Genomic DNA, 14,857 nt, shown 5'->3' on the forward strand with positions numbered 1-14,857 from the left:
TTCATTTATCCTGCCTAGGCAGACTTTTCCATTCATATTCCCTATTAAAACATGTTTAATGCTAAATTCATATTTAATTGATTTTATTACTCAAATTAATTTTGCTATTTAAAATTTATAATTAAAAAAAGATAAGACTCAATACAACAGTGTGTACTAATTCTTACCCTTATCGACTAAATACTTGTCTTATATGATTGAATTTTCTCTAGGAATTTCGGACAATAGTGTTTTAACTTATAGCTACCTACGCCATCAATAGAAATCATTTCTTGTTTTGATTCAGGCTTACGCTTAGCAAACTCTTCTAATGTATAATCCGAGAAGATACTGACCGGAGCGATATCTAATTTCTCACTTAATTTACGACGCACCTCAACGAGCTCGCTATACAATGCACGATCCACGCCTTCAAGTGTATTGATATAAACTTTTTCCTTCGTTTTTTGCTTGAACGGTGTCGTATATACCTTTTTATCGTTATTGAGTAATTGTTTAACACTCTCATCACACGTTAAGATTTCTTCATATTCATTTAAAAAGCCTTTAAAACGTAACTCATCAATTAAGTGGCTTAATTCTGATGTCGTATAGTCTTTCATCAAACCGTGTGTCGTCAATTTATCATAGTCGTTATATTTTATGTAGTCGCTCATTTCACCACGTAGCACTTGAATAATAACACTGTAATTTTCTTGTTGACGCATACGCGCGATACAACTAATAATCATTTTCGCTTCTTTAGTCATATCATATGTTTTATTTTGTTGAATACAACTACTACATTGACCACATTCTTCTAATTTTTCATTTGGTTCAAAATAGTGCACAATCGTAGCTTCTAAACATTTTTTAGTCTTAGTATATTGAAGCATTTTAGTGAGCTTTTCGCCCATTTTATCTTTATAGTCATCGTCTGCTTGTGAGACCGTAATAAAGTATTCATGTAAGCCTTTATCTCGTTCACTAAATAATAAAATACATTCACTATCTAATCCATCACGGCCTGCACGCCCCGCTTCTTGATAATAAGATTCAAGGTCTCCTGGCATATTATAATGAATGACATATCTTACGTTTGATTTATCAATCCCCATACCAAATGCATTTGTCGCTATAACAACTTTGATACGATCATAAACAAAATCATTTTGCGCTGCCTCACGTTCTTTATTTGAAAGACCAGCATGATAAATTGCAGCTTTAACATTAATGGAATCTAACGCCTCTTGTAATTCTTCAACTTGTTTACGTGTAGAACAATAAATAATCCCAGCTTGTTCTTTATGTTTTTGGACATAATCAATAACAAATTTTTGACGTTGATAAGTTGGATTTACTTTGAAAATAAGATTTCGTCGTTTTGTACTCGTCTTCACTTCATCATATTTATCAATATTTAACTTGTCCATAATATCCTGCTGAACTTCGGCAGTAGCTGTGGCTGTTAAAGCGACAATCGTAAAATCTTGTGGTAAAGCAAATACTTTGTGAATGACACTTTGATAGCTTGGTCTAAAATCGTGTCCCCATTTAGAAATACAGTGTGCTTCATCAAACGCAATCAGATGAATATTAATTCTACTTAATAAATTTAAAAAATATTTATTATCGAAACGTTCAGGTGCAACATATAAAAACTGAATGTCCCCTGAGAGTAAGTCGCTTTCAATATCTTTTTGTTGTTTTTTACTTAAGCTACTATTTAAATAAGTCGCTTTAATCCCCATCGCCTTCAATTGATCTACTTGGTCTTTCATTAAAGAAATCAAAGGACTTATTACAATGGTTGTCCCACCTAGCATTAAACCAGGCACTTGATAACATATCGATTTACCTCCGCCTGTAGGTAAGACCCCTAAGACATTACGATGTTCCATTATTTTAGTTATAATTTCTTTTTGTCCAGGTCTAAACGTGTCATAACCAAAATAATGCGATAATGTTGCTTCCATACACACATTCCCCTTATTGCTCTTTTAGTTCTTCCAGTTCACTCCATCTCGTGATGTCTATATCATATGTTTGTTCCAGTTGTTCTTTTTCTTCATTTAATTCTTTGATTTTTGCATAATCAGCGCTCGCTTCTACCATTTCTTCCTCGATTTGTTCTAAACGTTGTTCAGTTGTTTCAATTCGAGTCATTAATGTTTCATATTCACGCTTTTCTTTATAAGATAAACCAGATTTTTTACGTGTTGGTGTTTTAGATTTAGGTTGTTGCGCTTGTTTTTCAAGCACTTGTTGTTTATCTTGTTCTTTTTTATAAGCTTCATAATCCTCGAATGCGCCTACGATTCGTTCCATTTTCCCATCATGAATATACCAATATTCTTGAGCAACTTTATTTAAGAAATAGCGATCATGGCTCACCGTAATAACCGCGCCACCGAATGTGCTAATATAATCTTCTAGAATAGTTAATGTTTCAGTATCTAAATCATTCGTAGGCTCATCAAGTAATAATACATTAGGTTGGTGAACTAACAATCTTAGTAAATAAAGACGTTTTTGTTCGCCACCAGATAATTTATAAATTTTCTTTCCATGTGTTGAACTAGGAAATAGAAAACGTTCTAATAATTGCGTAACTGAAATTGACGTCCCATCTTTTTCTTTCGCAACTTCACTTTCTTCTCTTAAGTAGTCAATCATCCGAATATCTCTATCGAGTGTATCTTCAGTTTGTTTAAAATAGGCTACTTTAACCGTTTGCCCTGTTTTTAGTACACCTGAATAGTCAGTATCTTCTCCACTCAAAATGTTGAGTAATGTGGTCTTACCAGCGCCGTTGGGTCCTACAATCCCAATACGTTGACCACTTTGTATAATTTCAGTCACATCTTCAAATAACGTTTTATGGTTAATTGCTTTAGTCAAATGTTCAAATTCAAAGACTTGTTTGCCTAATCTTGAATGCGCAAAATTCAATTGTCCCTTATCTTGAGTTTGTTGAGATTGAACTTCAGACTCTAAATTATTAAAACGATTAATTCGAGCTTGTTGTTTAGTTGTTCTAGCTTTTGCGCCCGCTCGCATCCATGCTAGTTCTTGTTTATATAGTGCTTTTTGCTTTTCTTGTTGCTTTTGTTCAATTATTTCATTCTCTGCTCTCATCGCAATATAATCTTCGTAATTCCCTGGATATGAGGTTAACTTCCCTCTATCTAATTCAATTATTCGACTTGCTACTTCATTTAAAAAGTAACGGTCATGGGTTACGAATAATACAGTGTGAGGATATTGCTTAACATAATTGATTAACCAATTAATCGATTCAAAATCAAGATGGTTTGTTGGCTCATCCAATAAGAGTAAATCGGGTTGCTCAATAAGTGTTTTAGCTAACACTACACGCTTTTGCTGTCCGCCAGAGAGTTCGCTTATCTTCTTGGTCGTATCATTGATACCTAATTTAGATAGAATTGTTTTAATTTCAGCATTATAATCCCATGCGTTATGATGATCCATAGCTTCTTGTGCTTCCATCATTTTTTGAAAATGATGGTCATCTTGTTGTAGCGCATATGTATTTACCGCTTCTTCATACGCTTTAATAATACGTAAGGTTGTCGTCTCTGAACTTAATACGGCTTGGAATACTGTCATTTCTCCATCTAAATCTTGCTTTTGAGAAGAATAACGAATGCGGTACTGATTAGGGTGGGTAATATCAGCAGTGTAGTCATCGTCAATGTTACCAATCACTTTTAGCAAAGTACTCTTCCCTGTACCATTAATGCCAACTAGTCCTATTTTCTCGTGTTCAGAAATAGAGAGACTTAAATCATCAAAAATGATTTTATCTGCATACGATTTATTTAAATGCTCAATTTTATACGCTTCCATTCTTCTACTTCCTTTTTGTATCGAAATATCGAAATTTCAAAATATTTCTGATAAGCTTAAATCAGTTCTATATATTATACACCTTTTTAAGGCTAAATGATACAAGGAGAATAGAGATATGATAGACTTTTTTGAACATTTACCCCCTTATTTACAGGCACTAATTGCCGGCATAATTACCTGGCTTTTAACTGCTTTAGGTGCGGCAGGCGTGTTTGTATTTAAATCTGTAAATGAAAAGATTTTAACTTCTATGCAAGGCTTTGCTGCAGGTATTATGATTGCTGCCAGTTTCTGGTCTTTATTACAACCCTCTCTTGAATATAGTAAAGATGGCCCACTTCCTGCTTGGTTACCCACTGCTATCGGCTTTTTATTCGGCGGTATCTTTATTCGTGTACTTGATTCAGTCATTCCACATATTCACCAAAAAATTGGTGATAAGAGTCAGTATCGAGAAGGCGTTAAAACGTCCTTGAATAAAAATACTCTACTCGTTTTAGCTATCACGTTACACAATATTCCAGAAGGTTTATCTATTGGTGTAGCATTCGGTGGTATCGCAACTGGAAATGATCAGGCGACATTTTTAGGTGCCTTAGGTTTAGCTATAGGTATTGGTATACAAAACATTCCTGAAGGCGCAGCATTATCTATGCCAATTCGAGCTGCCGGCGCTTCTCGTTGGAAAGCCTTTAACTATGGCCAAGCTTCAGCCATTGTCGAGCCCATCTTCGCGACAATTGGTGCGGCATTAATTATATTTATCACGCCTGTCTTGCCTTATGCTTTAGCATTTGCAGCTGGCGCTATGATATTCGTTGTCGTCGAAGAGCTTATACCAGATTCACAATCAGGGGACAATACAGATTTAGCCACTTTAAGCTTAATGCTAGGTTTTACTATTATGATGATTTTAGATGTAGCACTAGGCTAAACTAGAAAATTGAGTTAATCATATTTCAATTTCAATAAATCAATTTTTAAAATTCTAAAATAAAAAATCTCCCTTCAAAGTTTTCATCTTTCAATGTCTACTTTGAAGGGAGTTTCTTTTTATTTCGTTATTCTATTTTTGGTTACCATTAGGACCAGTTTTATATTCATATTTAGATGGATTTACTTTTTTGAAATCAGGATTATTGTAGAATCTGAATAAGTCCCCGTTTAGAACGTTGTCACTCATTTCTAAATCTTTTTCCACCTGTTTTTTATTCTTTTCAAGATCTTTTGGTGGTGTTTCTAATAATTCATTTGTTTTATTAGAATATGCCTTACCATTAACGTATTTATATCCTTTCGTAATGAAATCTCCATTACGGAATGGAACAACATCGTTATGATCTTTAGATAACATGTCTGTACCAAACATTAAGTAATTTTTAGAGTCAATACCTGCTAAATGTAAAATTGTTGGCATGACGTCCATTTGGCCAGCATACGTTTTATCTACAGTACCTTCTTTACCAGGAATTTTTAGCCAGAAACCAGTACGGTTTAAGTCCATAAATTTAGCTGGAGTAATCTTTTCACCTAATAATTTTTCCATTGCATTATTATGATTTTCAGAAATACCATAATGGTCACCATAAATCATAATAACTGAGTCATCATATAGACCTTTTTTCTTAAGATCAGTCACATATTCTTCCAATGCTTGGTCTAGATAATGTGCAGTTTGAATATATCCGTCCACTGTTGAATCACCAGTATTTGGTTTATCAATATCCGCATCTTTCGCGTCTAATGTGAATGGATAATGGTTAGTTAATGTAATCATGTGTGAGTAGAATGGTTCTTTCATCTTAGATTGATAATCAGCAGATGCTTTAAAGAATGGTTTATCTTTTAAACCTAAGTTAACGATATTGTCGTCTGACATGTCGTAGTAAGTCGCATCATAGAATTTATCAATACCAAATTGTTTGTAAATTTGGTCACGATTCCAGAATGTTTTATAGTCACCATGCATCACATTAGATGTGTAACCTTGTTTTTGATCTAAGATGGCAGGTAGTGATTGATATGTATTGTCACCTTTTAATGAGTAAGCAGAGCCTTGTGGTAAACCATAAAGACTGTTATCCATTGTAAATTCGGCATCAGATGTTTTACCTTGTCCAGTTTGGTGGAAGAAGTTTGGATAGTATCTAAACTCTTCATTACCAGTTGATAACTTATTTAAGAAAGGTGTAACTTCTTTACCATTTACTTTTTTATTAATTAAGAAAGTTTGGAAACTTTCTAAATGTATTTTGATGATATTTTTCTTCTTACCTGCACCATAATATTCTGGATTAGGTGTCGTGTTTTTCTGTTTTGTATAATTTAATACTTTAGTTAAATCATCTTCTGAAGCTAATGCTTTCTGTTGATTATTTTGAATGGTTTTAACGCCATCATAAACTGTGAAATTGTATGGTCCTAAGTATTTAACTAAGTATTTATGATCAAATGTACGTGTTAATAATTCAGGACGATCTGTTTCAGCAAATGCTAAATTCAAGAAGAATAAAGCTACAGATGCCGCCATTACGACTGGCACAAACTTTTTACTAAATACACGTTTGTCTAACCAGCTACTTTTGAAAATTAAAATAAATAGATAAACGATAGTATCTAAGAAATAAACAAAGTCATACCATTTGAAAGATGCGCCTAAAGCGCCTCCCATTGATTCAACGTTGCTCGCTTGATTAAGCGTGCTAAATGTTAAAAAGTCTGAGAAAAATCTAAAATAAACTACATTCGCATATAGTAAAAAGGTAAGTAAAAATCCCCCAATAAAGATAAACCAATATGCTTTTTTACCTTTGAAAAATAGGAATACACTTAAAATAAGTGCAATTAAACTATATGGATTCATCAGTAGGATTAAGTTTTGAACTAGTCCTTTAACACCCAAAGAAAAATCAACATAGTATGAAAAATACGTCTTAAGTGTAACTGTGATAACAGTTAATAAGAAGAACGCAAAAAGACTTATTTTCTTTTTGTGTAAACTCATGTATGTTTCCTCCGTTTATAGTTATTCAACTTTGAAGAAATGTTAAAGACTTTATAGACTTGAACACTTACTCAAATATGACCGTTATGCAAGTACTAAATAATAATTTTTTATTTTTATATTAAAATTTGCTCGAGAAGTAATTACATACATAAACATAGGATGAACTATCATTCTTGAACAATTGCTTGATTTAATCAATAAACTAGTGCTAGTGCTATCTTATGTATGATAGATTGAATACTATTCTTTTCAATTACTAATTAATTATTAAGAAATAATTAAATTTGTAATGTTACTGTAATAATTTCTCATAGTTCAATATATAAATATATAGTATTTTTACTCATTTATCAAGAAAAAGCACTGCCTATAACTCAATAATTGCTTTTTTAACTACGTGATAAGTGCTTTAAACTTTATAGTTTGATTAATATATTATATCTTGTTACAACTACAATTTAATCAGACTATAGTCCCACGCTAGACATTAATAATCATTCAACGTATTCACTGTTCTTCGTGATATTTAACTATTTCATCATTTCTAACTGCATTCTGAATTCAATCCCATGAAATAATTGATTCGTCCAGTTACTAAATTTAACTAAATTCTTTTCAGCAGTTTCAATATCAATGAACTGAAACTTTAAGCGAGAGCCTTGAGGCTTTTGCGCCAACTTAGTTAAATGGTAACTGGCTATAGTACCAATCTGCGGGTAGCTTCCAATGGTATAATGATCATTTAATAGCACAATAGGTGTGCCATCACGCTTAACTTGAATTGTCCCTTTTTTTACGGGTTGATGAGCTGGCATATCTTCGTAATAAGCTTTAATTTTTTCACCATCTAATAACATGCCCACGCGGTTAGATTTATTAGTCACCTTATAATCGCCTCTTATAAAATGAGCTTTCGTTTCCTCATCAAAATCTTCAGTACCTTTGTTCTCTATAACATGAAAGACATCTGAAATATAATTGAATGATAGCGCGTAGCCATCAATTCCCCAATCAGTAGTATGTTTATCTGCCAAGTTCTTAAACAATTTATGATGACGTTCTGTATAATCCCGTTTCATTTCAACTACATCACCATTATTTAATTTACGTCCACGAAAACCACCAATTCCAACTTTTAAATCGGTTGAAGTGGAATCGAGCCAAGTGTCTAATTTGAATCCCCCGCCTACAGCAAGATAAACACGAGACGTTTTATTTGTTTCTTTGAAAGATAAAACATCTCCTTCTTCTACTAAGTATAATTTATATGGCTTGATTTTCATATTTTGAGTAGAAGCTTTAAAATTACTTCCCGTTAGTGCGATTAACGTTGGTTCAGTAAATCGAATTTTAGCCATAATATGGGTCATTTCGAGTGTGGCTTCATTTTTATCATTCGCTACCAGTCGATTAGCGATTTCGTGACCTAACGTATCTAACGCACCGCAAGGAATCACTCCAGTGTATGCATACCCATGACGTCCGAAATCTTGAAAGCTACTAAATAATCCTGCTCTTTCTATTATGATAGTCATGATTTATAATCTCCTAGTTCAATATCTTTTCGCTCTTGAGGTTTAAAATTAACACTATCCCCTAATTTTAATAAGTTGAATTTTTCTTTTTCAGGTGAGAATAGTTTTAAAGGCGTATAACCTATAACTAACCAATCATTATATGTATCAGTTGTTACGATACCACACTTTTTCCCTTCGATAATTACCGACCCAGCAGGAACTAACTTCTTCTCGTCGCACGTATGATTAACGTAAAGCTTGTCATTCATACCAGTTAAATATGGAAATCCTGGTAAATAGCCCATCATAGAGACAAAATAAGACGTTTCCGAATGTAATTGAATAAATGCTTCTTTCGTTAGTTGATAGTAGTCTAGAAGTTGCTCTAAATCAGGTCCAAATTCATCACCATAGACGATTGGAATGTCATAAGTCGTACTATCTTCTTCAACTACATCTTGGTTACGTAATTCTTGATACATTGAATGGATTAAATCCTTCATATATTGAAAAGGTGACGTAATATGATGATGTTTAATCATGTCTCTCGCATTATAGGTAATCATCATATCTGATTCAGTTGGCACAATTTCAGTAATAAATGGTAAATCTTTGTTTAATAAATGAGAACGTAAAGCAATTAAATCTCTTGTGACATTTTTCGAAACATCTTTTTCCATCGAAATAATGATTGCTTTGTCTCCTTGGCTATAAATCTTCATAACGCCACCTCATAAATTCCCTTATTTTAATGCATCTACAAACTTTAACTGTTTAGTGATGATAAAATATATTTAAAAATTCAACAACATACGGCATTGTTGAGCTTATTAAGACATATACTAATACACATTGAATAAGTACGATCATCGTCGTAATAATACGTGCTTTTACAAGCTTATCTTTCTTCAAGCATCCTTTTGCTAGGCGCTTACCTAAATAATTCACTATAATGATAATAATTAGCCATAGTATCGCCATAACCCGCTCCGTTAGTTGTTTGTTTTATATGAGGCTGAGACACCAAAATATTGTGTTTTGGGGAAATTGATAAATAGTGACCCAACCTCCTATTCTTCCAACTATATTTTAAAGATAAATAGCTACATCGGCAACCTCTCGTAAACTATTTAAAAGATAAACTTGTATCTCGCCCTTCTTCAGCTTCTCAATTAATTCATCTTTACTATAGTCTTTGATTTCTAATTTACCTTGTTCTATAAGGCTTTCACGCATACATCCAAGTAAGAAATCGTGTTGATAACTTGGCGTATAATAATGACCTTGTTCCTCAATCATAATATTTCCAATATCAAATTCGAGGATTTTCCCTTCATTATTGTACAACAACACTAAATCTGTAACGTGATTATGTTCTAAGTGCTGACGTTCACTCGTTTTATTTATAATAAATGATTGTGAGCACGTTGTATCCATAAGCTTTAATTTAGCCGTAAAGTGTGTTTTTTCAGGTAACGGTTTTATAACATGCGTAAAATTTCCATTGTCATCTAATATGACTTTTAATCGATATATTTCATCGCTGTAATGATGCTTGAGTTGTTCCACGTATTGAACCCATTGTTCTTTTGAAAATGAATACCCTAAACGTTGAGATGAACGTTGTAGGCGTTTCGTGTGATATTCAAATCTTGGTATCACTCCATGATCAAGACGCATTGTTTCAAATAATTCCATTTATAGCATCTCCAATATCTTTGTTTTATCGCGAAATTCTTGGACTTCATTTTCAGGAATTGAATCAATAGTGATACCAGCGCCTACGCCATAAAACACTTTATTATCGCGATACTCCAATGTGCGAATCGGAATGTTGAAAATCATCTTCTGGTCAGGCAGTAAAAGTCCAATAGTGCCACAATATATATGCCGAGGTCCGATTTCAAGTTGTTTTATATAAGACATAGTATTTAGCTTAGGCGCCCCGGTAATAGAACCACACGGAAATAGCGCTTGTAAGATGTTATTCAATGACGTTGCTGTCGGTAATTGACCGGTAACCATGCTCGTCATTTGATAAACCGTTTTATACGTTTCGATAAAAAACGGTTTATAGACTTTTACCGTACCACTGTGAGAAATTCTTGAAATATCGTTACGCAACAAATCTACTATCATGACATTTTCAGCACGATCTTTTAAAGAGTGCTGTAATGCTTTATAATTCTCGACATCTTCTTGAACATCATTACTTCGTGGCATCGTTCCTTTCATTGGTTTACTTACAATAACGTTCGCTTTGTTATCGAAGTCCCCTTTTTGGAAGAAGAGTTCAGGTGACACGGAAGCAACATTCACTTCCTCGGTGTCTAATAGCGCCGTATACCCACCATTATTCGTTTGAGTTAAATAATCGTAGAGTATTGATATAGGATAATAGATCTCACTTTCTAAACGCGTCGTATAATTGACCTGATACGTTTCACCTTCCACAATTGCCGCTTGTACTTTTTTAATTTTCTCAATCATTTGTGCATCACTTTCTTGAAACTGAAAATAATGTTGTGGTACATAATCCGTTACATATTTTTTATTAGGAGTGGAAGCCATATGTGTCTCAAAGCTATAGGCTACTGCAATTAAACTGTTATGATTATTATGTATTTGCATATCTTCATTAAAATATGATGCCGCTTCATATGTCAGATACAACGCTACGTAACGACCCTTTTTTTGTTCATTTTGCGCAAAATAAACAACATCTCCCACTTGTTCAAGTGAATATGCTACAGATTTCGCATAATAGTTATTAAAGGCGAAGTGATACGTTTGGTAGTCATCAGGCGTCGTGTAATATCGATAATTAAACGTGATATTCATTTACTTCCCCAACTTTCGTTAAAAAATGTCTTAATTGTTCATGTCCATATTCACTCAATATCGATTCAGGATGATATTGCACACCGTAAATAGGAAGGCTTTCATGTTCAACTGCCATAATAATATCTTCAGTGTTACGTGCCGTTACGCGTAACGACGTTGGCAAACTTTTACTGTCAGCCATTAAAGAATGGTAACGCATAACTTCAAAACTTTGCGGTAAATTTTTAAAGATTCCCATTTCATTATGTATTAAAGGAGTCGTATGACCGTGAACTGGCTTCTTACCATGAATAATCTTGCCACCATAATATTCATATATAAGTTGGAAGCCTAGACATACTCCTAAAATAGGAACTTTCGTAGCATACTCACTCATAATCTCACTTAATATCGGATAATCACTCGGCTTACCAGGCCCCGGTGAAATAACAATGGCATCAATATCTAGCCCATTCAACTCTTTAATAGTAATACCATCTACATCAAAGACTTGAATTGGCTGTGTCGTCTCGGTTTTTATGTAATCTATTAAATTATATGTAAACGAATCTTTATTATCTATAACTATAATCATTCTAGGACGCTCCAAATCTCATTTAATTACATCTTCTCTAACAATATTATAATAATTATTAATTTGAAAATGTAAGGGTTTACCTTTTCAAACCCTTGATATAACACTTGATTTTATAGGGTTATTGTATTACTCTAACAGACGTACAAAAATTAATCGAAAGAGGTTCCTAGCTGAAACCCTCTATAAAAAACTAGACAACTATTGAAATTTGTAAAACATTGACGTCGTACATCTATAGTACAACTTATTACAATATTTCCAAGTCTATCTTTTTTATAGAGATAGGCTTTTTTATTTTGATAACAGCTAGGTTAAATATCGGCATAGTTCTATAAATCAACCTTTTTCAAAAGGAGAATAACAATGACAAATAGTGCCTTAAATAAGGATAAAGCACTCGTAGTATTTAGTGGTGGACAAGATAGCACAACATGTTTATTTTACGCTAAAAAACATTTTAAAGAAGTAGAACTTGTAACGTTTAATTATGGACAACGTCATGATACAGAAATTGAAGTTGCGACTAAAATCGCTAAAGAGCAGAATTTAAAACATCATGTTTTAGATATGTCATTATTATCACAATTAACACCAAATGCATTAACACAACATGATATGGATATTGAAACGGACGACGACGGTATTCCAAACACTTTCGTACCTGCACGTAATTTACTTTTCTTATCATTTGCCGGAGCTTTAGCATATCAACTTAATGCAAAACATATTATTACCGGCGTGTGTGAAACAGATTTTTCAGGTTATCCAGATTGTCGTGATAGTTTCATTAAATCTATGAATGTCACACTCAGTCTATCTATGGATAAAGACTTTGTGATTCATACCCCACTGATGTGGCTAGACAAAGCACAAACTTGGGAACTAAGTGATGAATTAGGCGTATTAGATTATATTCGTCATAATACATTAACATGTTACAACGGCGTTATTGGTGATGGTTGTGGAGAATGCCCTGCTTGTAAGTTACGCCAACGTGGCCTTGAGAATTATTTAGAATCTAAAGGAGCGAATTAAAATGATGCAACAAATTTATCCGTCCGTAAGCCATCCTTATATTTTCGAATTAAATAAAGACTTTAATTTTTCAGCTGCTCACTATATTCCAAGTGAAGATGCAGGCAAATGTATGCGTACGCATGGTCACACTTACTTTGTAAATTTAACGATTGCAGGAGATACACTTGATCACAACGGTTTCTTGATTAATTTTAGTGAATTAAAAAAATTAATTCATGATCAATTCGACCACTATCTATTAAATGACCTTCCTCATTTCAAAGGTAAAAGTCCTTCAACTGAAATTGTTGCACAAACAATCTATGAACTTGTTCAATCGCATCTAGAAACTTACGATAACCAACCTCAATGTGTTCAAGTTTATTTACGAGAAACGCCTACTAGTTACGTCGTGTACCGTCCTAAGGAGTTTAAATAATGGCGCCTAAAATTCCAGTACTCGAAATATTTGGTCCTACCATTCAAGGTGAAGGGCGTGTCATTGGACGTAAAACTATGTTTGTTAGAACGGCAGGCTGTGACTATAGATGTAGCTGGTGTGACTCTGCTTTCACATGGGATGGCAGCGCGAAAGACGATATTCAACTCATGACTGCTGAAGACATTTATCATCAATTACGTGAAGTGGGTGGCGACCAATTCGATCACGTTACGATTTCAGGAGGTAATCCCGCATTAATCAAAGGGATTCAAGATTTAGTAGACTTATTTGAGGAAAAGAATATCTATACTGCGCTAGAAACGCAAGGAAGTAAATTCCAACCTTGGATGACTCAAATCAATGACTTAACAATAAGTCCTAAACCACCAAGTTCTAATATGAAACCTAACTTAGAAATATTAGATTCCGTTATAGAACAATGTGTTCAAGATTCGCTTAATTTAAAAGTTGTAATTTTTAATGACGAAGATTATGAATTTGCTAAAATGATCCATCATCGTTACCCTCACCTACCTTTTTACTTACAGGTTGGGAATCCTTACTTAGATGATAGCGTGGCTAATCATACTGAAAAATTATTGGCTCGATATGAATCATTGGTAGATACAGTGATGCAAAGTAGCGATATGAATCATGTATATGTGCTACCTCAATTACACACTTTATTATGGAGTAATAAAAAAGGAGTTTAACTGTATAGTATAGTAGAAAAATATTTGTTAAGTGTTTTGAAATGATTAAGTTTGTTTTAATTGCTATAATATTCTAATGAACTAAGTGTGATAGGAGTACAACATGATTATATATGTATTAATAAATATTGCCGTTGTACTAGGCATTCTCGGGTTTGACCTATATCGACAGCGTTTCAAGCAACTTAAGTTTAGCTCCGTACTAATCGCTATTACAATTAATGCTATTATTAACATTATAGTAATAGAGAAATTTGATTTTATAACTATGTCTTCAATCGCGTTTTTCATATGTTGGTTAGGACTTCAATACTATTTAAATATTAAAAACTATTCATTTATCATTTCAGAATATAAATCAATCGCCATTATTTTCGCGATTATTATTAGTTGTTCCTTGTTTATTACTTTTGGTTTTAGTGATCAATCCGTCTATATGTCTATCCCTTATCTTACTCCTTCTATCTTTATTTTAGGGGCTAGCATTATATTTTTAGGTACTTTCACTAATAATGAACTTGAGAACTTTAAATTGATGAGAAAAATCAAGCATCCTATTATTATAGGACATCTAATTATTATTATTTCTATTGTTCTTTTAACCATTTTAACGCCATTTTGGTATGTTTTTTTAACAATTTATTTCTTGTTTAGCATATACATCGTATGGCAATTAAAACCAAAGAACATCCATCGCAAATACCATATTAAATAAGAGTATGACGTCAGAATCCTAACGATGTCATACTCTTATTTTAGTCATATTGACTATAGATAATTGATACTATGAGTTGAATCATATTAAACTTTGTATACGAACTCTTATTAATTAGTTCAGTACGCCTTAAACAAGGTAAAAAAGCTTGCATCACAGTAAGAACGCGCAGC

Annotated in this window: 14 protein-coding genes and 1 riboswitch; of the genes, 5 read left to right on the plus strand and 9 right to left on the minus strand. The window is 33.2% G+C overall.

Annotated features, from left to right (window positions below):
- Positions 1–176: 176 nt before the first annotated feature.
- Positions 177–1,955, minus strand: coding sequence for a DNA helicase RecQ (gene recQ / locus FH144_RS07030; protein ID WP_198610947.1), 1,779 nt, complete (start codon positions 1,953–1,955; stop codon positions 177–179).
- Between the two features lie 13 nt (positions 1,956–1,968).
- A complete protein-coding gene (locus FH144_RS07035; protein ID WP_242314639.1) occupies positions 1,969–3,849 on the minus strand; it encodes an ABC-F family ATP-binding cassette domain-containing protein in 1,881 nt (626 codons plus the stop codon).
- 118 nt (positions 3,850–3,967) lie between these two features.
- Here FH144_RS07035 and FH144_RS07040 point away from each other — a divergent pair, with 118 nt between their 5' ends.
- Entirely contained in the window at positions 3,968–4,786 is an 819-nt protein-coding gene (locus tag FH144_RS07040; RefSeq protein ID WP_107507771.1) for a ZIP family metal transporter, read from the plus strand.
- Between the two features lie 132 nt (positions 4,787–4,918).
- Here the strand turns inward: FH144_RS07040 and ltaS are convergent, their stop codons facing one another.
- The 7 genes from ltaS to FH144_RS07075 all read right to left on the minus strand — a co-directional run bounded on the left by ltaS (position 4,919) and on the right by FH144_RS07075 (position 11,794).
- On the minus strand, positions 4,919–6,856 hold the full coding sequence (gene ltaS, locus FH144_RS07045) for a polyglycerol-phosphate lipoteichoic acid synthase LtaS (RefSeq protein WP_107507772.1): 1,938 nt from the start codon (positions 6,854–6,856) through the stop codon (positions 4,919–4,921).
- A 533-nt stretch (positions 6,857–7,389) separates the two neighbouring features.
- A complete protein-coding gene (locus FH144_RS07050) occupies positions 7,390–8,394 on the minus strand; it encodes a 5-oxoprolinase subunit C family protein (protein ID WP_242314641.1) in 1,005 nt (334 codons plus the stop codon).
- Positions 8,391–9,098: a 5-oxoprolinase subunit B family protein gene (locus tag FH144_RS07055; protein ID WP_107507774.1), complete on the minus strand. Its 708-nt coding sequence runs from the start codon at positions 9,096–9,098 to the stop codon at positions 8,391–8,393. The genes FH144_RS07050 and FH144_RS07055 overlap by 4 nt, the downstream gene beginning before the upstream one ends.
- A 52-nt stretch (positions 9,099–9,150) precedes the next feature.
- The gene (locus tag FH144_RS07060; protein ID WP_242314644.1) at positions 9,151–9,357 is read right to left on the minus strand and encodes a hypothetical protein; all 207 of its coding nucleotides are present in this window, start codon (positions 9,355–9,357) and stop codon (positions 9,151–9,153) included.
- A gap of 108 nt (positions 9,358–9,465) precedes the next feature.
- Positions 9,466–10,074, minus strand: coding sequence for an aminotransferase class IV (locus FH144_RS07065; protein ID WP_242314646.1), 609 nt, complete (start codon positions 10,072–10,074; stop codon positions 9,466–9,468).
- Positions 10,075–11,217, minus strand: a complete 1,143-nt coding sequence (locus FH144_RS07070) for a chorismate-binding protein (protein ID WP_242314648.1) — start codon at positions 11,215–11,217, stop codon at positions 10,075–10,077. It lies immediately after the preceding gene.
- Positions 11,201–11,794, minus strand: coding sequence for an anthranilate synthase component II (locus FH144_RS07075; protein WP_242314651.1), 594 nt, complete (start codon positions 11,792–11,794; stop codon positions 11,201–11,203). Before FH144_RS07075 ends, FH144_RS07070 begins: the two co-directional genes overlap by 17 nt.
- A gap of 156 nt (positions 11,795–11,950) precedes the next feature.
- Positions 11,951–11,997, plus strand: a riboswitch (PreQ1 riboswitch).
- Between the two features lie 163 nt (positions 11,998–12,160).
- Here FH144_RS07075 and queC point away from each other — a divergent pair.
- The 4 genes from queC (at position 12,161) to FH144_RS07095 (ending at position 14,684) form a co-directional block, all read left to right on the plus strand.
- Positions 12,161–12,832 carry a 7-cyano-7-deazaguanine synthase QueC gene (gene queC, locus FH144_RS07080; RefSeq protein WP_242314653.1) on the plus strand — a complete coding sequence of 224 codons (672 nt, stop codon included), beginning with the start codon at positions 12,161–12,163 and terminating at the stop codon, positions 12,830–12,832.
- A 1-nt stretch (position 12,833) separates the two neighbouring features.
- Positions 12,834–13,253, plus strand: coding sequence for a 6-carboxytetrahydropterin synthase QueD (queD, locus tag FH144_RS07085; protein ID WP_107507780.1), 420 nt, complete (start codon positions 12,834–12,836; stop codon positions 13,251–13,253).
- Entirely contained in the window at positions 13,253–13,969 is a 717-nt protein-coding gene (gene queE / locus FH144_RS07090) for a 7-carboxy-7-deazaguanine synthase QueE (RefSeq protein WP_242314654.1), read from the plus strand. Before queD ends, queE begins: the two co-directional genes overlap by 1 nt.
- Before the next feature lie 103 nt (positions 13,970–14,072).
- Positions 14,073–14,684, plus strand: coding sequence for a hypothetical protein (locus tag FH144_RS07095; protein WP_198610938.1), 612 nt, complete (start codon positions 14,073–14,075; stop codon positions 14,682–14,684).
- Positions 14,685–14,857 lie beyond the last annotated feature (173 nt).

Source organism: Staphylococcus sp. acrmy, assembly GCF_022690565.1.
GTDB lineage: Bacteria > Bacillota > Bacilli > Staphylococcales > Staphylococcaceae > Staphylococcus > Staphylococcus caledonicus.

Excerpts from the sequence above, each read along its gene's own strand:
- queD (WP_107507780.1), top strand. The coding sequence starts at position 12,834 with ATGATGCAACAAATTTATCCGTCCGTAAGCCATCCTTATATTTTCGAA.
- FH144_RS07055 (WP_107507774.1), bottom strand. The coding sequence starts at position 9,098 with ATGAAGATTTATAGCCAAGGAGACAAAGCAATCATTATTTCGATGGAA.
- FH144_RS07070 (WP_242314648.1), bottom strand. The coding sequence starts at position 11,217 with ATGAATATCACGTTTAATTATCGATATTACACGACGCCTGATGACTAC.
- FH144_RS07075 (WP_242314651.1), bottom strand. The coding sequence starts at position 11,794 with ATGATTATAGTTATAGATAATAAAGATTCGTTTACATATAATTTAATA.
- queC (WP_242314653.1), top strand. The coding sequence starts at position 12,161 with ATGACAAATAGTGCCTTAAATAAGGATAAAGCACTCGTAGTATTTAGT.
- FH144_RS07065 (WP_242314646.1), bottom strand. The coding sequence starts at position 10,074 with ATGGAATTATTTGAAACAATGCGTCTTGATCATGGAGTGATACCAAGA.
- queE (WP_242314654.1), top strand. The coding sequence starts at position 13,253 with ATGGCGCCTAAAATTCCAGTACTCGAAATATTTGGTCCTACCATTCAA.
- FH144_RS07095 (WP_198610938.1), top strand. The coding sequence starts at position 14,073 with ATGATTATATATGTATTAATAAATATTGCCGTTGTACTAGGCATTCTC.
- recQ (WP_198610947.1), bottom strand. The coding sequence starts at position 1,955 with ATGGAAGCAACATTATCGCATTATTTTGGTTATGACACGTTTAGACCT.
- FH144_RS07060 (WP_242314644.1), bottom strand. The coding sequence starts at position 9,357 with ATGGCGATACTATGGCTAATTATTATCATTATAGTGAATTATTTAGGT.
- ltaS (WP_107507772.1), bottom strand. The coding sequence starts at position 6,856 with ATGAGTTTACACAAAAAGAAAATAAGTCTTTTTGCGTTCTTCTTATTA.
- FH144_RS07035 (WP_242314639.1), bottom strand. The coding sequence starts at position 3,849 with ATGGAAGCGTATAAAATTGAGCATTTAAATAAATCGTATGCAGATAAA.
- FH144_RS07050 (WP_242314641.1), bottom strand. The coding sequence starts at position 8,394 with ATGACTATCATAATAGAAAGAGCAGGATTATTTAGTAGCTTTCAAGAT.
- FH144_RS07040 (WP_107507771.1), top strand. The coding sequence starts at position 3,968 with ATGATAGACTTTTTTGAACATTTACCCCCTTATTTACAGGCACTAATT.